Raw genomic sequence first — 19,284 nt, 5'->3', positions numbered from 1 at the left:
GGTTAAGGCAGCAGGCCACTGAGGAAGGTTGGAAGAGTCGCTGTGTATAGCTTGGTAAGAGCAGACCTCCCCCACCAACTTGCGCCCCGCTTGCCGGGGCGCACTTCTTTGTACGCGACGAGTAGCACCGCAATGCCGCCCTTCGCTTGGGCGGGGTGTGGCCAAAAACCTCTCTCGCGCGAGGATCGCGGCAGCTCAAACCTAGCAATGCGACGCATTGCCTCAAGACCATCGGACTCATGCAAGTCAAACTCCAAGCGACCGGGGTCTTCGTGCCGCGGCGCTTCAGTGCGGCCCAATTCGTCGCTCGACCAGAGTGCCTACGGCAGCCCACTTGGGAGAGAACGCCGATGTCTTCATTCGGTCCGTGGTCCCAGCGGGTTCATGTGCGGCCGCGCAGCTTAACCGTTCGCCAATAGAGGTCTTGCATGTACCAGTACGACCAACGGCCCAACACGCAACTGGATGCTGAATCTCATGACACTCTGAGGCGAATTCGCGAGCTTGAGTATGCCGTCCTAGTGGGACGCAACAACTGCGGGAAGTCCTTCCTTCTAAAGTCACTGACGCAACAGTGGGGACAGAGCGCCTCTTACCTTGGGCCCGCTCGATATCAGAACTTCAACCTGCTTGGCTATTACACGCCCAACAGAAACCGCAGGGACGAACGCTGGCGTCAATTCATGCAGCAGTGGCAACAGCAGCAGCAAAACATTGACAACTCGCCGGTCAACTTGCAGCAAGCGATCGCGGAGCTTAGCGACGCTCAGCGTGCATCACTGATTGAGATTGTGGACACGCTGCTTGGTGTAAAGCTTGAAATACGACAAACTGTCGAAGGCAATTCGATGTCGCAGCGATACATCTCCTGTGATGGGCACAACATCTCGTACACCAGTTCTGGCTTTCGTCTCATTGCAACGCTTGTGACAAGCCTGCTAGACGCCGAGTACGACACGTTCCTTATTGACGAGCCCGAGCTGGGCATCAGCCCTGAAGCACAGGGCGTTCTAGCTGACTTTCTCTTCGATCGCCAACACAGAGCTAGGTACTTTCCTCACATTCGTACACTGGTATTTGCTACCCACTCGACCGTATTTCTCGATCGTCATCACGTTTCTAACAACCACGTGGTGACTAAGCATGCCGACACGATCAGCGTGAGGCCAGTCACGTCTCAGAGCGAGTTCAACCGCGTCCACTTCTTCCTACTGGGCAACCGCTTCGAAACCCTCTACCTGCCTTCGGCCATTGTCCTTGTTGAAGGAAAGACTGATCATCGGTTCATCGAAAGAGTGTGCGCAGTTCGCTTTCCGAATGCCCAGCTAAGCGTTATCTCTGCCAACTCGGACACCCGCATTAAGGAAGTTCTGAGCGTAGCTAGGGGATTGCTCGCGGACATTCAACGCAGTCCGTATCGAGACAGGATCTTCGTTGTACTTGATTCGGTGCATTCCGCCAGCCTACCTGCGCAGTTGGTGCAGATGGGTCTTCAGCCAGAGAACATCATTACTTGGCCAATGAACGGGATTGAGTACTACTACCCGCCAGCTGTTATGGACAAGATCTACGGTGCAGGTGGCGACCTTGAAATTGAGGGAGACCGAGTGTCTCGCAACGCGCTCACCTACAGCAAGAACGATTTGATGGAGAAGGTCTCCTCGCTCACCGAACAATCGACCGCGCTCCACCCTGACTTCGAATCTCTCTTTCTCAGCAAGGTGGCGGCGAAAATTGGCTAACCACACACCCAAGTGAATCGCCACCGCCAACGGCCGCGCGTGAACAGTAGCGATCACCCGAACGTCAATCCCGAAGGTGTCAGATCAGTCTATAGCTGCCCCTCGGACAAGCTCGTGACGGAGTACCGGCCTGCGGTGACCACAGGTAAGCGAACTGAAGCACCCGTCGGGGGTGCGGGGTCTTGTGCTACGGCGTGTTGCGCTATGCCGCCGCAAGCTGTCGCGCAGCTTCTCGCTTGCCCATCGCCATAACCTCAAAGTAGCGCACAAGCTTTGAGGCCCGTGGCGACACCTGGCCAGACTCCCACTTCCATTGGCTGAGGGCGGAGATCCCGAGGAGCTCTGCCATCTGCGACTGACTCAGGCCAAGCGCTTGCCGCTTGGCCTTGAGGCGTTCGGCATTGAACGTCGGCTTTCGACCTGGGCGTGAAGGCGCCTCTTCAAGGGCTTGTACGGTTACGGCGCGAGCAGATGCTCTTTGGATGGCGCGCAGTTGCACCTGCAGATCCTTCACCGATCGCTTTAGCGCAGCGATCTCCGATCTGTAGGTTGAAACTGCTTTTCGAAGTGCAGTGACATCCTCTCGCACTTCTTTTCGTGCGATACGTGCGATCTCTTGTTTCAGCGTCTGTGCGAGGTTTGGCATCTGCACATCGTACGTCCATGCAACGAATACGCCAAACCTAGGCTCCGGCAGGCGGTTTACGCTTCGGCGTCAAACCGGGCCAGCCGTACAGCTGGAATGACCAGCAAACTTTGCTGCGATCTACGTCGGGCGATGCTGCTCAGGGTCAGAATCTGATCTACCCGCCGCCTAGCCTTCCACTGCAGCGCTATCCTTGCACCATGCGCATCGAAGACATCGATCTCGTCGAACTTCGCAAGCGAATGCGCCTTGCGTTTGATGTGGTTATGGCGCACCGGATAGCTCGCGGTCTTTCCCTTGAAAGAGATCGCATCACCCGACTACGTGATGTCATAGAGAGCCGGGTCGTCATGGCGCTGGAGGAAACGGACGCGTCCCAGATGCCCGAGGGGTGGTCATGGCAGGAGGCCGCCGAGAAGGTCGCGCTCCAAGTGGCATTGGCCATCGTGCACGAGCAGAAGAACGAGCCACCTGTTCCGACAGAGTGAGTCCTTGTGAACGATCGCTCACAACTCTGCGTGGTCAGGTTAGCTGGCAGCCGACTCAGGCCAGGAGACGTTTGACTTGGGTCACAAGTTCGTCGGTCGAGTAGATGGCATTGAATGCCTTTGGCGGGCGTTCCTGAATCCAAGGTGGCAGGTGTCGAAACTCCTCCATGGGCTTGAGGCTGAACCAGAGCGCTTGCCGCTCTTCGTTCATCTGGGCGAACAGGACGAAATCAGCATGGGGCTTAGAGCTCTTTAGAACACGCCAGCGCAATCCCTCCGGTGCGTGGTGAGGCCAGCAGAGTTGCAAGCGCAGTCGGGTTCCTCCAGCGAAGAGGATGACACGACTGCGGGGGTGGCCGCAGCATTCGATGTCATTGGAATGGAAGAGATCAAGCAGGTCGTTCTGCATCAAGTGGCCCACAGCCCGACCGAACTTGATGCGGGCCATGTGATGGCGACGGACAAGCTGAATATCTCGCCCGGCCAGATCAAGCGCCGCCCGAAAGGAGCCGAACGCGCGCGCGTAGGTTTCCTTGGATGCCAGGCCCGTAGCCTCCAGGTCGATCTGACTCAGTATGGGGTTCTCTTGCAAGCGATGCCTCAGCGCAGCAAGCAACTGGGCCTTGTCGCGTCGCTGAAACCGGCGTCTGCGCAGTTTCTTCTGTACCGCCGCCCACAGCTCCTGGCTCACGATGGGCTCGATGACCGCGTCGGCACGGGTCTCCCGATGGGGCCTCTTGTGGGCCGTCGATGATGTCTTTCCCCACACGAAATTGCCGGCAAACGCCTCGTTGCGCAAAAGGTTGGACACCGCGCCCTGTGTGAACCGCTTCCCTTCTGCTGTGCGGTGATCCTCGAACTCCAACTGCCTGGCGACGCTCTTGATGGAGCCGCGTTCATCGGCGTACATGGTGAAGATGCGGCGCACCAGCTCGACCTCCCACTGCGGTCCATGGATCCAGGCGACGCGATCGCTCTGGGCACCCTTGTGCTGATGCCTGCCAAGGAGTCGCCGGTTGCCGAGCCGATCGACCGCCACACGCGTGAGGCCGATGGGGGGCAAGGGACCCACTTGGAAGCCCAGCTGGATCGCACGGTCCTGTCCATCGCGGGACTTCACCCCCAGCTCGCGGGCGTACTCCGCAGCCATCGCCCGTTTGAGAGTCTTCAGCAGCGCTGTCATCGGGTCCTGGGCGGTGCCGAACATCTCCTTCACGTAGATCACAGCAACCCCGTGCATGCGGCAGGTGTACTCGTAGTACGCGGCAGCATCGATGTCCTGGAAGCGGCCCCAACGGCTGACGTCGTAGACAAGCACCACGTCGAAAGGCCTTGGCTCTTCCATCACGTCTCTGAGCAGCCGTTTCATGCCAGCACGGTTCTTGATCTCAAGACCGCTTTTGGCCGCGTCTTCGTACACGGCGACCAGCTCGATGTCCTTGGTATCGGCGTAGGCCTGGATCGCGGTCATCTGAAAACCGATGGAAAGCTCCTGCTGATCGGTCGACATGCGGACGTAGGCTGCGGCGCGCCGGCAGCGATGTGGATGACTGTCCGACTCATGGATCGCCACGGCGGCCTCCTTAGAAGTGTCATGTCCGGCGCACTAACGGCAAGAGCGGCTTTCAGGTGTCCAGCCCTGTAGTGACTGGCATCCCCTTCAGCGGGTTGTGCTCGCAGGAAGCACCGGTGTCAATGGCGGGTGCATTTGACTGCAGGAAACTCATCACTGCCAGGGGTCGCCTCCCGCGTGAGGACCCGCTATAGACTGATTGCTGCCACTTAGGTTCGACGGCAGAGTCCATGGGCGCCAACGCAAGCGGTCGCTTACCGGTCAGGATCTCAAGCGACCGATCGATTACCTGTACCGGTCGTTCGGCACTGTAGCGAAGTGCAAAGTTCTGGAATGGCCCTTTGCGTCACGGACGAAACGGTGTTCTGGACCATGGGCAGGCCTTCTTCAAGCGCCAGCAGGGAGGGCGAATCACTTCTTTTGGTCCTTCAGTGTCCGTAGCGCAATACCCGCCACCCGGGTTCCCTGTGCTCCTCAAAGTGCGTGATAGACGGGCAATAGTTCACTTTGACCTGATGCTGTTGCAACATTCTGATCATTGCTCTCGCCGCAAATAAAGAAGGAAACAAGGGGTGGCCGTTGGATCGCAATGCCCAAGACATCGCGCGCGGTATGTGGATATGCGGCAGTCTTGACGTCGCCATCCGCATCCGGCATTTGTGCAGGTGAGCCTGCCGTGAATCTCGTTGAAGGTGCGTGGATAAACTTTGAGCGCCGACTGGCGAGCTGCTCAGGCCTGACCTCGATGGAGTCACATTTCATGGCGCCGTGTTCTCGGCGCCAAATACCTGGTCGACAAATGCCAGCAGCGAAGCGGTGGGCTGTTTGTCGCGATGCACGACCAGGTGAGATTGTCGGAGCTGCCGCGGCAAGGTCGTGGAGATGCGGCACAGGCGGCCGGCCTCCAAAGCGTCGCTCACGACCCACGACGAAAGGCAGGCCACCCCCATACCCGCCTCGGCCGCATGTTTGATCGCCTCCGAACTTCCCAGCTCGATGCTTCGACGGTAGGAGCGCAAGTGGGGCAGCAGACTTTGGTCGGTGGCCTCGCGCGTTCCCGAGCCCGACTCACGCAACAGCCAGACCCCTTCACGCAGTGTCCGCATTGGCACCCGCTCGCCGGCCAGGCTCATTCGTGCCCACGCGCTGTCAGGCGATGTAACGACCACCATCTCGTCCTGGTGCCATGGCGTGACGGCCAGCGCCGCTTGGTGGCAAGGCCCTTCGATCAGGCCCACGTCCAGTTCAAACGCAGCGACCGCGTCACAGATGGCCGCCGTGTTTCCGATCACGACCTTTGAGCGCCAGGCACTGGCATGGCCCGGTTGCGCTGCGACAAAACGGGCCAGCAGCCTGGGCAGCACATAGTTGCCGATGGTGGTGCTGGCGCCGATGCGCAGCGACTGCGCCTGGGCGCTGCCATCGCGGGACATCAGCTCGATGCCGGCGGCACCGTCCAGCAGCGCCAGGGCCCGCGGCAGTAACGCACGGCCGTTGTCGTTGAGCAGCAGGCGCTTGCCCGCGCGGTCGAACAGGCGCAGCGACAGCAGCCGCTCAAGTTCATTCACGGCCGAGCTGGTGGCCGACTGCGACAGCGCAATCTCGGCGCTGGCTGCCGTGGTAGTGCCGCTGCGCGCAACCGCCACGAAGATCTGCAGCTGTCGCAGCGTGAGGCGAAGGGTATTCATGGCGGATTCGTTTGCAAAGCGATTAGATGGGTACATCTTAGCGATACAACCCGTTTGACGGGTCATCCATGAAGCCGGAAGCTTTGTCCTCACGAACTTCAACCGGAGGCAAGCAGCATGACCATCAACGTACTTCCTGAGCCACGCACATTGGCCTCTGCATCGGCTTTCGCACGCATGCTCCCCGGCCTGGCCCTGAGCGGCGCCTTGGCTGCCACCGGTATCGCGCTGGGCCGCATCGCCTGGCTGCAGGACCATGGCTTCAGTGCGCTGACGCTGGCCATCGTGCTGGGCATGATCGTGGGCAACACGGTTTACCCGTGGGCCCCGCGCTTGGCGGTAGCCAGCGGCGCCGGCGTCAACTTCTCCAAGCAGAACCTGCTTCGCCTGGGCGTGGTGCTGTACGGCCTGCGGCTCACCGTGCAGGACATTGACCATGTCGGCATCGCTGGTGTCGCCATCGACGCGATGATATTGGGTTCGACCTTCGCACTGGCCTGCCTCATCGGCACGCGCTGGCTGGGCCTGGAGCGCAAGACGGCGATGCTGATCGGCGCTGGCAGTGCCATCTGCGGCGCTGCTGCGGTGATGGCCGCCGAGCCGGTGGTCAAGGCGCGCGCCGAGCAGGTCACGGTGGCGGTGGCCACGGTGGTGGTGTTCGGCACGCTGGCGATCTTCCTGTACCCGGCGCTGTTCGAGCTGAACCGGCACTGGGCGCTGATCCCCGGCGGCGCCAACGGGTTCGGCATCTACGTCGGATCGACCATCCACGAGGTGGCCCAGGTGGTGGCCGCAGCACGTTCGGTGGGCCCGGACGCAGCCAACTCGGCCGTCATCGCGAAGATGGTTCGAGTAATGATGCTGGCGCCGTTCCTGGTGATGCTGTCGGCTTGGCTGGCGCGCGACAGCACCCTGCAAGCCCTAGTGGAGGCAGAGCATGCTCACGCCAAGGGTCAACTCGCTGTGCCCTGGTTCGCCTTCGGCTTCGTCGCGGTCGTGTTGCTCAATTCGCTGCAATGGCTGCCGGCGTCGGTGGTGGCAGTGACGACCGAGATTGACACCGCGCTGCTGGCGATGGCGATGGCTGCGCTCGGCCTGGCCACGCACATCGGCGCCATTCGCAAGGCCGGGGCCAAGCCGCTGCTGCTGGCGTTGATCTTGTTCGGCTGGCTCATCGTCGGAGGCGCGCTCATCAACCGCTGGGTGCCGGCCCTGCTGGGCTGAAGCCTCGAATTCACGGCCCAGGGCCCTGACCCTAAATTTCTTTGCACGCTCTGGAATAGACCGCATGCCGACGCCGTCTGCTCTTTTGTCGGGACCTATCTGACCCTTCGTCCCGCACTCACCCCCCTTCACTTCACACCAACCCTTCATCGGAGCCCACAATGTTCAAGACTTTCGCTTTCGCCGCCACCGCCCTGACGCTCGCCTCCGGCAGCGCCTTCGCCGCCCCCAGCGACGACGCCCGCACGCACTTCCAGGCCATCGCCTCGGGCGACACCCAGATCGTCATGCGTGCCTATGCCGACCAGGCCCAGCTGAACTGGGTAGGCGGCCCACTCGACGGCACCTATGCCACCACCGATGCCATTCGCGGCACCTGGGAGAAGTTCGGCAAGGCCGTCGGCCCACTGAAGCTCACAGTCGGCCAGATTGAAGAATCGGCCAACCCCAAGGGCGCCACCGTCTCGGCCAACGTCGTCTTCGAAGGCAAGATGCCCATCAAGGTGCGCTACGTGCTGACGTTCCGTGAAGGCAAGATCGTCAGTGAAACCTGGCAGATCGACCCCAAGCTGGCGGTGGCTGCGGCTTACTGAACGGCACGCAGCGTGGCTACTCTCCACCAGACCCCAAAGGACAACCCCATGAAGCACCTTTCGACTCTGGCCGCGCTGCTGATCACAGCGGCTTCCTTCGCGGCACCACTCACCGGCGCTATGGCTGCCGACGCGCCGGCCAAGCTCGCCAACGGCGCGCTGGTCGACGCCAAGGGCATGACGCTCTACACCTTCGACAAGGACGTGGCAGGCAGCGGCAAGAGCACCTGCAACGGCGGCTGCGCCGCGCTGTGGCCGCCCGCGATGGCCGCCGCCAGCGACCAACCCGCCGGTGCATACACGATCGTCATGCGCGACGACGGTGCGCGCCAGTGGGCCTACAAGGGCAAGCCGGTCTACACCTACCAGGCCGACCAGAAGCCCGGCGACCGCGCCGGCGACAACTTCAAAGACGTCTGGCACATCATCAAGGAATGACATTTGCTGTCGACTTCCGTCCAGTCCCTCAGGCCACGACCCCCCGATGCAAGACGACGCAAGCCTGCTGAGCTGGGTGCCGCGCCTGCGCCGCTATTCGCGCGCGCTGGTGAACAACCGTGACGACGCCGACGATCTGGTGCAGGACACGCTGGAGCGGGCCTGGGCCAAGTCGAACCTGTGGGGCGGCGTGGCCGACATGCGCGCCTGGCTCTTCAGCATCATGCACAACCTGCACGTCGATGGCGTGCGCCGTCCCAGGCTGCACACCGTGACCATGGACGACGACACGCCCGAAGTGCCGGTGGCGCCGACACAAACCGACAGGCTGGCTGTACTGGATCTGCAGGCTGCACTGGACTTGCTGCCCGTCGAGCAGAAGGAAGTGCTTCTTCTGGTGACGCTGGAAGACATGGCCTATGCCGATGTGGCGCAGGCCCTGGGTATCCCCATCGGCACCGTGATGTCGCGCCTGTCGCGAGGCCGTGAGCGCCTGCGCGGCCTGATGGAAGGCCGCGCAGAACCGGTGCGGCTGAAAGTCGTCAAATGAATGTATTGCGAAGCAACCCATGAATACCGACCGTCCGCCACCGTCCATTCCCCCGGTCACCGAGGCCGACCTGCATGCGTTCGTTGATGGCCGCCTGCCCGCTGAGCGCCAGGTCGAGATCGCCGCTTATCTGGCCGCACGCCCTGAAGACGCGCAGCGCCTGGAGGCCTACCGGGCGCAGAAGCGCGAACTGCACGCCTTGTTCGATCCCGTGCTGGATGAACAGCCGCCGCAGCGCCTGCTGAAATCGGCGCGCCCGCGCGCCGTGCCGCAGACGCCTTGGTACCTCCAGCGCCTGGCCGCTGGGATCGCCATCGCCGTCATCAGCGGCGCGACTGGCTGGGGCTTGCGGGGCGGCCTGCCCGCGGGGGGCGACGATGCCGGCCGCATGGCCGCCGCGGCACCCGCCGAGCGCGGCCTGACGCTGGCGTCAGCGGGCGGCTTCGCGCAGCGCGCGGCGGTGGCTCACGCGGTATACAGTCCCGACGCGCGCCGCCCGGTCGAGGTGGACGCGGCGCACGAGGACCAGTTGGTGGCATGGCTGTCCAAGCGCATGGGCGCGCCGATGAAGCCGCCGCACCTGCAGGCCCAGGGCTACACGCTGGAAGGCGGGCGCCTGTTGCCGGGTGGCCAGGGGCCGGTTGCGCAGTTCATGTACCGCAACGAGCTCGGCAGCAAGCTGACGCTGTACGTGTCCAACGATGTCGCCGACGTGGGCAGTGCCGCGAGGCCGGACAAGGCACTGCAGGCCGGCGTGAAGAACACAGACACGGCCTTCCGCTTCGCACGCGAAGGTGCGGTCAATGTCTTCTACTGGGTCGACGGTCCCTTCGGCTACGCCCTGTCGTCCGACGCCGACCGCAGCGTGCTGGCGCAGGTGTCGGCCGAGGTCTATCGGCAACTTGGCACCCCGCGCTGAAGGCCAGGGCGGCGTCGGCGCGACGCGCTGTCGGCTCGCGCCAGGGAATGAAACGGCCTGAGCCGCGCTCTTGACCTGAAGCAAGCGCTGGGCAGTGGTTCATCGGCGGCTGCCGGCCCACGACCCAAGCGATCACTCTCCACACCAACTCAGAAAGCAAACATGACCACCCAACGCCGCGACATTCTCAAGTACACCCTGGCCGCCGCGGCAGCCAGCGCGCTGCCCGCAGCACATGCCCAGGCCCCGTCCGGCGCTTCAGCGGGAGCCGCAGCGACCGGCATCGACCCGCGCGATCGCGTCTTCATCACCAATGAAGACTCCAACACGCTGGTGGTCATCGACCCGAAGACCAACACCGTCGAGTCGACGATCAACCTGACCAGCTTTGACGAAGACCCTCGTCCCCCGTTTCGCTTTGTGACGGCCGGCGTGGCGCCAACGCACGCGGCGATGGTCCACAAGCCGCTGTACCACGGCTGTATCGATGCGCACGGCGCGGTGCCGTCGCCCGATGGCCGGTTGCTGGCCACCAGCGGGCGCGGCTCCAGCAACATTTATCTGATCGACGCCGAGCAGCGCCGCGTCATCGGCAACACACCCAACCCTGCGTCTGGGCCCACCACCAACCCCGAGCGCCTGAGTAGTGGCCTGCTGCTGGGCCGCGAACCGCACGAGCCCACTTTCACGCGCAACGGCCGCGAGCTGTGGGTCACGCTGCGCGGTGAAGACCGCATTGCCATCGTCGGCGTCGATCGTGCCGTTCGCCAGCTCAAGGGGGCCGACAGCCCGGGCTCCAGCGCGGTTCGCCAATACCTGCCCACGCTGAGCGGCCCGGCGCAGGTGTGGTTCAACCGTGAGGGTACGTTGGCCTTTGTGGCCAGCCAGAAGGTGTCGAAGATCGACGTGTTCCGCGTCAACCCCGGCGCGGATGGCCACAGCCAACCGCAGCGGCTGACCACGCTGGACATCAGCGCACAGGACAAACCCGGCTTCACGCCCTTCATGAAGACCACACCCGACGGTGCCGAGGTGTGGTTCTCGCACAAGCTGGCTGATGCGGTGTCTTGCCGCTCGACGCAGGGTGGCTTCGACCTGATCGACACCGTGCCGCTGGGCATGGGCGCGCGGCCCAACCACGTTGAGTTCGTGCGCAATGCGCGCGGCAGCGTGGTCTATGCCAGCCTGGCGCGCATCGACGATGGTGGCCCCGGCGGCGTGGCGTCGAGCCCGATCGCCATCATCGACCGCAGCGCTCCGGGCGGACAGCGCAAGGTGGTGGGCACCTTCTCCAGCCGTGGCCGCGAGTCGCACGGGTTGTGGACCAACCCCGAGAACACGCTGCTGTATGTGGCCCACGAACAGGACGAGCTGCCCGGCACGCCCAACGCGGGCCAGACCGTGTGCAGTGCATTTGATGTGAGCGACCCGCTGCGCCCGACCTTCATTGCGCAGATCCCCCTGGGCAATCTGACGCTGCCCTCTGGCGCGCTGCGCAACAAAAAGAGCATCAACCTCGTCTACGTGCGTGTGGGCGAGAAGGGCCAGACGGCATGAGCGGCGCGCACACCAGCCACGGCGCCAGCGCCGCGCACACCAGCGCATTCCAGCGGGATATGGACGAATCGATGGCCCGCATGATGCAGGCCATGCACAGCCCGGGCTACGCAGGCCAGGCCGACCAGGACTTTCTGGCGATGATGATTCCGCACCACGCCGGCGCTGTGGACATGGCGCGGCTGGTGTTGCAGCATGGGCGCGATCCTGTCACCCGGCAGTTGGCCGAGGAAATCATTGCCGGGCAGACGGTGGAGATCCAGAGCATGCAACGCCGACTGCACACCCTGCAGCAGCGCACAGCCAAAGGTGCGGAAGCGGAATTTCCGTCGCTGGGTGGGACGCGGGGGCCTTGATCGACAGCCCTAGGGAAAGTACCGATGAGCGCCACGGAATGAACCAAGCCACGCAGCGCTCTTGATCACCATGCTGTTCCAGTCTGCCGAGTCCCGCTATAACCAATGGGTGCGTGAGCACTACCGTTTTTTGCTGCGCAGTGCGTGGGCGCTCACTGGTTCGCGCGCCATTGCCGAAGACGTGGTGCAAGACTGTTTTGCCAACGCCTGGAAGCACCGGGAGCAACTGCGCGACGCTGCGCTGGCACGGGCTTGGCTCTTTCAGATCATGCGCCGCGCCGCCTTTCGCCAGGCCGCACCCAGCATGCAGTCGCTGGACGATGAAGAGCAGCCCGAGCAAGCGGCGCCCGACGCGGGGCTGGACGACAAACTCGATGTCGTCAAGGCGCTCGCGCGCCTGGCGCCCATCCACCGCGAGGTGCTGGTGCTGTTTTATTTCGACGACATGCCCACCGCCCAGATGGCCGAGGCGCTGGAGATCGCGCCCGGCACGGTGTTGTCGCGCCTAGCCCGTGCGCGCGACGCTTTGAAGCTGGCCATGGGGGTACCTGCGACACCCAAGGCCGATGTCAACGTTACCCCGTTTCGCAGGACCAAGACATGAGCCCCGATACCGACGCGCCTTTCCTGCCCGACAGCGAATTCGATTTGCGCGCGCGCGCCGAGTTGGCGATCGCCTTCGAGGCCAGCGACGCACCGGCACACCTGTACCGAAAGCCGCAGCCGCTGCTGGCGCGACGCGGCTTGCAGCGTTTTCTGGCTGCGCTTTTGCTGGCCGGTGGCACCAGCGGCGGGGTGCTAGCCGTGCGACCGCCAGCGATGGTGCGCGACGCGATCGACCACGAATACCACGAGCGCAGCTTGCGGGGCAGTTTCATGGAGCAGCGCCAGTTGCTCATGCACCTGGGCATGCGGGACGCCAACGTGGTGCCCGGGTTTCCCCAACTCATGCGGCCATGCGATATCGAAGGTCACCTCGCTTACCACCTCACCACGTTCTTCGAGAAGGGCGGCATGGTGACGGTGTATGCCTTTGACCAGCCTGTGGACCTGCGCGAGGCCAGCGGCTGGTGGAGCAACGTGCACTGGAAGGTGATCCGCTCGCGCGAGGGCAAGCCCTTGTTGCTGGTGGCCCAGAAAAAGAAGGCACTGGCGGTCGCGCAGACGGCACTGCAGGCACCTCCCGTGTCCGGGCCAGGCTGAGGCACCGCGTCCCTGTCAACGAATCAACCGCTCACCCCTTTCACCCCAACCGGCGCACGACGCCCAACCACCGGAGACCCCAGAAATGAACCAACAACCCACCTCGCTCCCCCGGCGCCACCTGCTGGCCGGCAGCGGCGCTGCTTTGGCTGCCGTTGGTCTGGCCAGCTTTGGCCGCACCGCAGCCGCTGCTGGTGAGACCGCGCCCGTCGCCGTGGCCGGTGCTGCCAAGCCTCTGCCAGCGTACGTGGGCTGGAAGGACCCGGCCAGCCTGATCGTGCACAGCAGCACCACCATTGAGACCAAGCGCAGTGTGTTCGGCACCAGCGTAATCACGCCGTCCGAGCAGCTCTACATCCGCAACAACCTGCCCGCGCCCGACGTCTCGATCCTGGGCAACCGCGATGCCTGGGAGATCAACATCGAGGGGGTGAAGAACCCGCGCAAACTCACGCTGGGCGACCTCAAGCGCATGGGCATCGAGACCACGGCGATGGTGTTGCAATGCTCTGGCAACGGACGCGGCTACTTCCCCAACAAGCCCAGTGGAACGCCTTGGCAAGTGGGCGCAGCAGGCTGTGTGGTGTGGAGCGGTGTGCCGGTGCGCTGGGTGGTGGATGCCCTGGGCGGCGTGGAGGCCGGCATGGCCTACCTCACCGGCACAGGCGGCGAAAAACTCCCCGATGGACTGGACCCCAAGAGCGTGATCGTGGAACGCTCGGTGCCTGCTGCCGCACTCGCCGATGCCCTGCTGGCCTGGGAAATGAACGGTGTGCCGATTTCGCTGGCCCACGGCGGCCCACTGCGCTTGATCGTGCCGGGTTACACGGGCGTGAACAACATCAAGTACGTCAAACGCCTGGCCTTCACCGCTCAGGAGACCGACGCACGCATCATGTCGCACGGCTACCGCATTTCACCGCCCGGCGCGAAGGGCGACCCGTCGCAGCCATCGGTGCAGGAAATGACGGTGAAGTCGTGGATCAACGGTCCCGGCACGGACGGCGCCCCGCTTAAAGCGGGTGACACACAGATCCATGGCGTGGCGTTTGGCGGCATGAACGCGGTGGCCAAGGTCGAGGTTTCTCTGGACGGCGGAAAAACCTGGCAGCTCGCGCGCATGGTGGGGCCCGACCTCGGCCGCTTTGCGTGGCGGCAGTTTGTTTTTGCGGCACGCCTGCCGGCGGGCCAGTTCACCCTGGCGAGCCGAGCCACCGACACCGCAGGCAACGTGCAGCCCGAACAACGCATGGAAAACGCGGGCGGCTACAACAACACCAGCTGGGCCGACCACGCCGTGAAAGTGAGCGTGGCATGAAGCGCACAATCCAAAAACACGCGTTGGTCGCTGCCCTGTGGTCGTTGGCATTCACAGTGCTGCCCGTGCACGCCGCCGACGATGCCGCGCAACTTCAACAAGGCAAGGTGTTGTTCGACCAAGGCGCGGTGCCTGCCTGCGCCCTGTGCCATGCGCTCAAGGACGCGGGAGCCGAAGGCGCCGTGGGCCCCAGCCTGGACGAGCTCAAGCCCGATGCCAAGCGCGTGGCCACCGCGCTGCGCAACGGGATTGGGCAGATGCCGTCCTACAACGGCAAACTCAGTGATGCGCAAATTGCCGCCCTGGCGGCCTACGTGGCCAAGGCTTCGGGTGGATCAAAGTGATGGCTGGTTGGCCACAGCGCTGCTGCGCCAACTGACAAAAAGGACGGGATCACCTGCAAACAGCGATCCCGACTGAGTGGCTGACCCAGGGCGGGTCAGCCACTCACCATCACTTGCCTGGTTTGATGTCGGGGACCACCATCCAGCCAGCCCCCATCATCACAACCGCCGGGAACTTCTCGCCGGCCTAAGTCTTGCCCAGCATGGCCTTGTGCTCGCGGTAAGCCATCAACGCTGGCGACACGCCCAGGTGATTGATCGCACCATGCTTGATGCTGCTGCAGTCTTGCTCGTCGAGCTTGCAGATCTCTGCACGCTGTTGTCAACTCTCTAGCAATGTCAACTACGCGCCTGAAACCTGTCTCTGCGCCTTACCACGATGCATGAATAGGAGTGATCGCAATCCGGCACGCCAAGGGCATGCACGTTGAAAACTCGAACGGCAGCAACCGCTGCAAAGCCGAAGTCCTAGCTCCGTGTGGCGGCTCAAGACTGGACCGAGGCATTCGCCTTCGACGCATGGCCTGCAGATCCCGACCCGGGAGAGACGTTGCGAATCCCAATCTCGCCGCCCTGGAGCTGTCGGTCGGACAACCCGAGGCTGAGCCGACCGCAAGGCATGTGACGTTCCCACGGAAACCGGACAGCTCTGGATAACAGGCTGGTTCGGCGGAAGGAGGGATAGGTCACCAGCCCAAACACGTCGGAGAAGTAATTCATCCGCCCCTCCCTCCTTGTAGACGCCGTCCGTTTCTGCGGCTAGCGGTGGCTCGAGCCCGAGGGCTTCGCGGTGAACGGCATGAGCACGCGGGCGATGGTATGCGCGCGATGCTCAATCCCGTATCGAAAAGCTCTACTTCCGGCCGATGCCGTTTAGGGCCACATAGGACACCTTGGAAAGTGCCTCGTCTGTGGGGAACCGCCATGTTTGGCAACTGCTGCCCATTGGCTTGCGCGGCGCGCCCGGCCTAAGAAGGAGAGCCTGCCGGGGAGGAAGTTGGCCAACCAAAAGACAACGGCCACCCTGAAGGTGGCCGCCGCATGCGGGGTACTCTATCGCTCCGGGAGCGAATTCCCACTCCAGGTGGGACCCGACTAGCGGGCGGCGCTACCTTTTTCACCTCGCTACAGGTAGCTTTCGCATTCAAGTGTAGCGTGCCGCGCGGTGTGCCGGCGTCGGCTACGTCGAAGGGCACCCATCAAGCTGGCCAGGAATGAGGAATTCCGACAATGGTCCGCCGTTCCAGTTCTTCGCGGCGGAAAGCCAACTCACGAAGTGGCCCGGTGCAGATCTTCTCCTGCCAACTCCAAGAAGAGCCTCTCCGCTTCTTGTGTCCCGACCCCATGCAGGGACGGGTTGGCAATCAGATCGAGCAAGAAATCGATTCCGCTATCGCCTCCGAATGCCCCTTGCCGAGTTCGAAGGAAGTCCCAGTAGAGGGTCATGTCCAGCCCATGGGAGCGATACATCGCGATTGCTTCCTGGTGTAGGCCCCGCCGCAATCGAGAGCTGAGCTGAAATCTCGGGAAGCAACGTGCTCCAGTGCCTGTAGGCGGCAGCACCGACATGATTCGCCCAGCTACCTCTTCTTCCAGGACCGTATGGATGGACACGTTCATCTGCTTGGCAAAGTCACGCACGCTCAGCAGCTCGTACGAGGAGACTTCGGTACCGTCCTGTTCAACTGCTCCGCTCTCGCGCACAGGTCTGCTGTCGATTTCGCCTGGGCGCTCTGGTTGATATCTGGCAATGAAGTCCTCTTGCGCAGCCGTCTCCACGGCGCCAGGGCGGATCGCTCGCACCATCGCCAGCGCATCAGGCCAGCTCGCTCCAAGTTCGATCAGCAAGAGCGTGGCGACCGTTCCGGCTCGCCCCAGTCCCCCGCGACAGTGAACGAGCACATGCTCACCGTTTCGGATGTCCTCGACCAGCGAAGCCTTGAGCTTTGCCCACAGAACGTTGAAACGCGCGTCCGGGGGACTTCCATCCACGATGGGGAGGTGGTGCCACTTCATGCCTCGCTGTTTAACTTCACGCCCAAGGTCGTGGACACCCAGCATTGCAAACTCGTGATCCTCCAGCAGGGTAACGACGTTGGTCGCTTTCCACAGTACAACGCGATCCAGATCCAACCCCATGTCCCTGTCCCAGTCAGGGCCGGCAAAGCTCTCGCCCTTTTTCCCCGGGCAGAAGGTGATCCCGATTCGCCCCGCCACATGGGGCAGCCTGACTTCGCCGATACGAAGCGGGTGATCCTGACTGGTTCGCATATGGTTATCTCTGATGAGATGGTCAATCAAAGAGAGCCATCTGGGACAACTGCCCATACTGACTCGCCCACGATTTGCGCGCACCCTGCCTGAGTACGAAACTCAAGACGGAAAGCGCCATGGACCTGTCTTCTGGGCACCTCGCCCTGCTCATCGGTTCGAAAAGGAGCCTCAACGTCAACGTCTGCTGAGCGACCTTGAGCTCGATGCGCTCGCCACCGAGAAGCGTCGTCGACTATGGCATTGGCGACCCGATCGTCCATCGTCGCTTATGTGTCCAACATTTCAATATAGAAATCAGCGAGGCACTCCTCCTGCTGCCTGTGGATGGCCTCGCTGGTACGACTGATGTGCTCTTTGGTGAGATCAGCGAGGGCCCCCACGAGGGAGCCAACAAAGGAGGTCCGGATAGCCCTGCCGCCACCTTCGCAGCGATAGGCACGAGCCCAATCCACCACCGCCAGTTCAGGTTCTTGTGATCATGAGCGCTAGCCCCTTAGAAAACCAGAGTAGGCCAGTTCCGCATTAGGTTTGGCCTGTGGATTCGCCCGCCTCCCAAAGCTTGACACGGACCTGGTCGGATCGGCGAAGGAAACGCCGGGTCTCCTCTGGGAGGTCGACTCTGTGAGTAGGTTTAGGTATCACACCACTGCCTTCTATGGCCGCTTCGACATCCGCCGCCCACGATTCGATACTCTTGCCAGTAAATTCCAGTGATTCAATATCTAGATTGATCATCCTGTCAGCTCTGGCTGCCTCGACAGACAAATGCCTTGGTTGCTGCGCGCTGACAGTTTGAAGAATTTCTCCAATGAAACGCCGGTGCAGGTCTGGCGGCATCCATTGAACACAGGCTATGGTTCCTGCCAACTGGTAGATGGTCTTGACGGTCTCTCGATGGACTATCGCGTCGCATAGACAGTAGGCCTGTCGTGAAACCAAGATCATTGCCAAGAGCGCGTCTAGACTCCCCTCTTGATGCAGCGCTCGAATCGTTCCCACGAAACAGAACTGACCCTCATCAGAGGTCGCTGTGTGCTCCGGAAGAACAATCTGCTGCACCGAGGGGCGCATCGCAAGCACGTGGAGCATTACCTGCTCTGACATGTAGCCAGGGAAACCATCTAATGCCCGCCAGATTGGGTGAATCAACCAGATGAGGGTTCCTGGGTACTCCCTCTCAATTCGAACAGCGGGTCCTGGACGGTCTGGGCTGCCCCCAATGTCTGGCCATGGGCGCCCAGCAGCCAAGCATTTGTAGAACACGGTTGAGGCGCGACCCGTTCGAGACAGATCGAAGAATCTTGAGGCCTTTGCGCTCACCCCTCCGATCTGCGTAAGCACCGCCACTGCCCAAGCGGTTACTCGAAGCCGATCCAGGAATCCGTACTCATCGTTGCGCATCTCAGGCACTCCTCTTCACCAGCAAGCGGGGTTGCTGGTGAAATTGTTCACCTTACCCTGCTTTCCGCACAAGTCGGAGCCACTCAAAATCATCTGCGATAGCAATCGACTGCTTGATTCTGACTACGTGTGATGATGAAAGAAGAAGTTGAGACTGTTGCAGCCATGACACGGCAATACGGCAAGGTTCTGTCGGCGGAGGAGGCGCGCGCACTGCTGAAGTTCAAGAGCGCCAGCGCGTTTTGGACAGCGCGCAGAAGAGGCCACCTGCAGCTTGAACCGATCAAGGTCCCTGGTCGGAAACAGTTCATGTACGCCACAGAGGACGTGGCGCGCCTTTTGGTGGGCTGGAAGGCGAACTCTCAGGGCCCTCGTGAGAAGGAGGTGCCTATGGCCTGAAAGAAAAACGGCGAGAGCCCATCACTGAGCAGCTCGCCGGAGAGTCCAGGAAATATTCCTAGAGGTTGTGTTGTAAGTATCTAACCCTGGATCTCCTGTGTCAAGGCCGCCTTTCGCCAGCGGCTGGGTCTGCTCGCCCTCATTGACGCAATTGAGTCCTTTTATAGGACTCAGAGGAGATTCTCATGCCTTTCAAATCTGAAGCCGCCGGCTGGTATCCGTTGCCATCAGTTGCGTATTCCACGCGATGGCGGACACGACTCCATGCTGATGGCGGACAGTGTTCCAGCGTGATGGCGGACGCTGTTCCACGCTGAAGTCGGACATCATTCCAAACTGATGTCGGACACCTGCGGGGTGTTCCGAGTGACCCGAACGCGGCATACGCTGCCCGGTTTTTTTTGACCGGAACCAGCGATGCCCACACCCAGGGTCACCATGAGCAAACTACGACACACACTGCAACTGCTGAACGGTGGGGCCTTGAGCACCCGCCAAATCGCTGCCGCCCTCGGCATCTCCAAATCCACCGTCGGCGACATTGGCAGCTATGCCCGCGCCGCCGGCGTGG

General features: G+C 62.3%; 20 protein-coding genes. 14 read left to right on the top strand and 6 right to left on the bottom strand.

Features of this window, described 5'->3' with window-relative positions:
- Positions 1-428 precede the first annotated feature (428 nt).
- Positions 429-1,742: an ATP-dependent nuclease gene (locus M3149_RS17655; protein WP_251710817.1), complete on the top strand. Its 1,314-nt coding sequence runs from the start codon at positions 429-431 to the stop codon at positions 1,740-1,742.
- A 202-nt stretch (positions 1,743-1,944) separates the two neighbouring features.
- Here M3149_RS17655 and M3149_RS17650 read toward each other — a convergent pair whose 3' ends face one another.
- Positions 1,945-2,388 (bottom strand): helix-turn-helix domain-containing protein, encoded by a 444-nt coding sequence (locus tag M3149_RS17650; protein WP_251710816.1) that lies wholly within the window; start codon positions 2,386-2,388, stop codon positions 1,945-1,947.
- A 200-nt stretch (positions 2,389-2,588) separates the two neighbouring features.
- Here M3149_RS17650 and M3149_RS17645 point away from each other — a divergent pair, with 200 nt between their 5' ends.
- The gene (locus M3149_RS17645; RefSeq protein WP_251710815.1) at positions 2,589-2,876 is read left to right on the top strand and encodes a hypothetical protein; all 288 of its coding nucleotides are present in this window, start codon (positions 2,589-2,591) and stop codon (positions 2,874-2,876) included.
- Between the two features lie 55 nt (positions 2,877-2,931).
- On the opposite strand, the gene M3149_RS17640 is transcribed toward M3149_RS17645, so the two are convergent.
- The 3 genes from M3149_RS17640 to M3149_RS17630 all read right to left on the bottom strand — a co-directional run bounded on the left by M3149_RS17640 (position 2,932) and on the right by M3149_RS17630 (position 6,137).
- On the bottom strand, positions 2,932-4,449 hold the full coding sequence (locus M3149_RS17640; protein ID WP_251710814.1) for a recombinase family protein: 1,518 nt from the start codon (positions 4,447-4,449) through the stop codon (positions 2,932-2,934).
- A 474-nt stretch (positions 4,450-4,923) separates the two neighbouring features.
- The gene (locus M3149_RS17635; RefSeq protein ID WP_133156668.1) at positions 4,924-5,211 is read right to left on the bottom strand and encodes a hypothetical protein; all 288 of its coding nucleotides are present in this window, start codon (positions 5,209-5,211) and stop codon (positions 4,924-4,926) included.
- The gene (locus tag M3149_RS17630) at positions 5,208-6,137 is read right to left on the bottom strand and encodes a LysR family transcriptional regulator (RefSeq protein ID WP_008904225.1); all 930 of its coding nucleotides are present in this window, start codon (positions 6,135-6,137) and stop codon (positions 5,208-5,210) included. The genes M3149_RS17635 and M3149_RS17630 overlap by 4 nt, the downstream gene beginning before the upstream one ends.
- A 117-nt stretch (positions 6,138-6,254) precedes the next feature.
- Between M3149_RS17630 and M3149_RS17625 the strand changes: the two genes are divergently transcribed.
- The 11 genes from M3149_RS17625 (at position 6,255) to M3149_RS17575 (ending at position 14,639) form a co-directional block, all read left to right on the top strand.
- Positions 6,255-7,361 carry a YeiH family protein gene (locus tag M3149_RS17625; protein WP_008904226.1) on the top strand — a complete coding sequence of 369 codons (1,107 nt, stop codon included), beginning with the start codon at positions 6,255-6,257 and terminating at the stop codon, positions 7,359-7,361.
- Between the two features lie 161 nt (positions 7,362-7,522).
- Positions 7,523-7,954: a nuclear transport factor 2 family protein gene (locus M3149_RS17620; protein ID WP_008904227.1), complete on the top strand. Its 432-nt coding sequence runs from the start codon at positions 7,523-7,525 to the stop codon at positions 7,952-7,954.
- Between the two features lie 120 nt (positions 7,955-8,074).
- The gene (locus M3149_RS17615; RefSeq protein ID WP_231624607.1) at positions 8,075-8,392 is read left to right on the top strand and encodes a COG4315 family predicted lipoprotein; all 318 of its coding nucleotides are present in this window, start codon (positions 8,075-8,077) and stop codon (positions 8,390-8,392) included.
- A 46-nt stretch (positions 8,393-8,438) separates the two neighbouring features.
- On the top strand, positions 8,439-8,942 hold the full coding sequence (locus M3149_RS17610) for an RNA polymerase sigma factor (RefSeq protein ID WP_008904230.1): 504 nt from the start codon (positions 8,439-8,441) through the stop codon (positions 8,940-8,942).
- Between the two features lie 19 nt (positions 8,943-8,961).
- Positions 8,962-9,861 (top strand): anti-sigma factor family protein, encoded by a 900-nt coding sequence (locus M3149_RS17605; protein WP_174252888.1) that lies wholly within the window; start codon positions 8,962-8,964, stop codon positions 9,859-9,861.
- A 162-nt stretch (positions 9,862-10,023) separates the two neighbouring features.
- The gene (locus M3149_RS17600; RefSeq protein WP_008904209.1) at positions 10,024-11,418 is read left to right on the top strand and encodes a YncE family protein; all 1,395 of its coding nucleotides are present in this window, start codon (positions 10,024-10,026) and stop codon (positions 11,416-11,418) included.
- Positions 11,415-11,774: a DUF305 domain-containing protein gene (locus M3149_RS17595; protein ID WP_008904210.1), complete on the top strand. Its 360-nt coding sequence runs from the start codon at positions 11,415-11,417 to the stop codon at positions 11,772-11,774. The genes M3149_RS17600 and M3149_RS17595 overlap by 4 nt, the downstream gene beginning before the upstream one ends.
- A gap of 70 nt (positions 11,775-11,844) precedes the next feature.
- Positions 11,845-12,378: an RNA polymerase sigma factor gene (locus tag M3149_RS17590; RefSeq protein WP_050813810.1), complete on the top strand. Its 534-nt coding sequence runs from the start codon at positions 11,845-11,847 to the stop codon at positions 12,376-12,378.
- Complete coding sequence (locus M3149_RS17585) at positions 12,375-12,977, top strand: hypothetical protein (RefSeq protein WP_008904212.1); 603 nt, start codon at positions 12,375-12,377, stop codon at positions 12,975-12,977. The genes M3149_RS17590 and M3149_RS17585 overlap by 4 nt, the downstream gene beginning before the upstream one ends.
- A gap of 85 nt (positions 12,978-13,062) precedes the next feature.
- Positions 13,063-14,295, top strand: a complete 1,233-nt coding sequence (locus M3149_RS17580; RefSeq protein WP_008904213.1) for a sulfite oxidase — start codon at positions 13,063-13,065, stop codon at positions 14,293-14,295.
- Positions 14,292-14,639, top strand: a complete 348-nt coding sequence (locus tag M3149_RS17575) for a c-type cytochrome (protein WP_251710813.1) — start codon at positions 14,292-14,294, stop codon at positions 14,637-14,639. Before M3149_RS17580 ends, M3149_RS17575 begins: the two co-directional genes overlap by 4 nt.
- Before the next feature lie 1,269 nt (positions 14,640-15,908).
- On the opposite strand, the gene M3149_RS17570 is transcribed toward M3149_RS17575, so the two are convergent.
- Both M3149_RS17570 and M3149_RS17565 read right to left on the bottom strand, forming a co-directional pair.
- Positions 15,909-16,940, bottom strand: a complete 1,032-nt coding sequence (locus M3149_RS17570; RefSeq protein WP_251710812.1) for a cyclin-dependent kinase inhibitor 3 family protein — start codon at positions 16,938-16,940, stop codon at positions 15,909-15,911.
- 495 nt (positions 16,941-17,435) lie between these two features.
- The gene (locus M3149_RS17565) at positions 17,436-18,062 is read right to left on the bottom strand and encodes a hypothetical protein (RefSeq protein ID WP_251710811.1); all 627 of its coding nucleotides are present in this window, start codon (positions 18,060-18,062) and stop codon (positions 17,436-17,438) included.
- Positions 18,063-18,449: 387 nt separating this feature from the next.
- Here M3149_RS17565 and M3149_RS17560 point away from each other — a divergent pair, with 387 nt between their 5' ends.
- Positions 18,450-18,713, top strand: coding sequence for a hypothetical protein (locus M3149_RS17560; protein WP_251710810.1), 264 nt, complete (start codon positions 18,450-18,452; stop codon positions 18,711-18,713).
- The last annotated feature ends 571 nt before the right edge of the window (positions 18,714-19,284 follow it).

This window comes from Hydrogenophaga intermedia (assembly GCF_023715105.1).
Classification (GTDB): domain Bacteria; phylum Pseudomonadota; class Gammaproteobacteria; order Burkholderiales; family Burkholderiaceae_C; genus Hydrogenophaga; species Hydrogenophaga intermedia_A.
The sequence above is the reverse complement of the archived record's forward strand: the minus strand, read 5'-3'. Positions and strand labels throughout refer to the sequence as shown.

Coding starts and splice junctions, on each gene's coding strand:
- M3149_RS17595 (WP_008904210.1), top strand. CDS start 11,415: ATGAGCGGCGCGCACACCAGCCACGGCGCCAGCGCCGCGCACACCAGC.
- M3149_RS17585 (WP_008904212.1), top strand. CDS start 12,375: ATGAGCCCCGATACCGACGCGCCTTTCCTGCCCGACAGCGAATTCGAT.
- M3149_RS17625 (WP_008904226.1), top strand. CDS start 6,255: ATGACCATCAACGTACTTCCTGAGCCACGCACATTGGCCTCTGCATCG.
- M3149_RS17635 (WP_133156668.1), bottom strand. CDS start 5,211: ATGAAATGTGACTCCATCGAGGTCAGGCCTGAGCAGCTCGCCAGTCGG.
- M3149_RS17620 (WP_008904227.1), top strand. CDS start 7,523: ATGTTCAAGACTTTCGCTTTCGCCGCCACCGCCCTGACGCTCGCCTCC.
- M3149_RS17645 (WP_251710815.1), top strand. CDS start 2,589: ATGCGCATCGAAGACATCGATCTCGTCGAACTTCGCAAGCGAATGCGC.
- M3149_RS17605 (WP_174252888.1), top strand. CDS start 8,962: ATGAATACCGACCGTCCGCCACCGTCCATTCCCCCGGTCACCGAGGCC.
- M3149_RS17560 (WP_251710810.1), top strand. CDS start 18,450: ATGAAAGAAGAAGTTGAGACTGTTGCAGCCATGACACGGCAATACGGC.
- M3149_RS17575 (WP_251710813.1), top strand. CDS start 14,292: ATGAAGCGCACAATCCAAAAACACGCGTTGGTCGCTGCCCTGTGGTCG.
- M3149_RS17650 (WP_251710816.1), bottom strand. CDS start 2,388: ATGCCAAACCTCGCACAGACGCTGAAACAAGAGATCGCACGTATCGCA.
- M3149_RS17600 (WP_008904209.1), top strand. CDS start 10,024: ATGACCACCCAACGCCGCGACATTCTCAAGTACACCCTGGCCGCCGCG.
- M3149_RS17630 (WP_008904225.1), bottom strand. CDS start 6,137: ATGAATACCCTTCGCCTCACGCTGCGACAGCTGCAGATCTTCGTGGCG.
- M3149_RS17580 (WP_008904213.1), top strand. CDS start 13,063: ATGAACCAACAACCCACCTCGCTCCCCCGGCGCCACCTGCTGGCCGGC.
- M3149_RS17590 (WP_050813810.1), top strand. CDS start 11,845: ATGCTGTTCCAGTCTGCCGAGTCCCGCTATAACCAATGGGTGCGTGAG.
- M3149_RS17610 (WP_008904230.1), top strand. CDS start 8,439: ATGCAAGACGACGCAAGCCTGCTGAGCTGGGTGCCGCGCCTGCGCCGC.
- M3149_RS17615 (WP_231624607.1), top strand. CDS start 8,075: ATGGCTGCCGACGCGCCGGCCAAGCTCGCCAACGGCGCGCTGGTCGAC.
- M3149_RS17655 (WP_251710817.1), top strand. CDS start 429: ATGTACCAGTACGACCAACGGCCCAACACGCAACTGGATGCTGAATCT.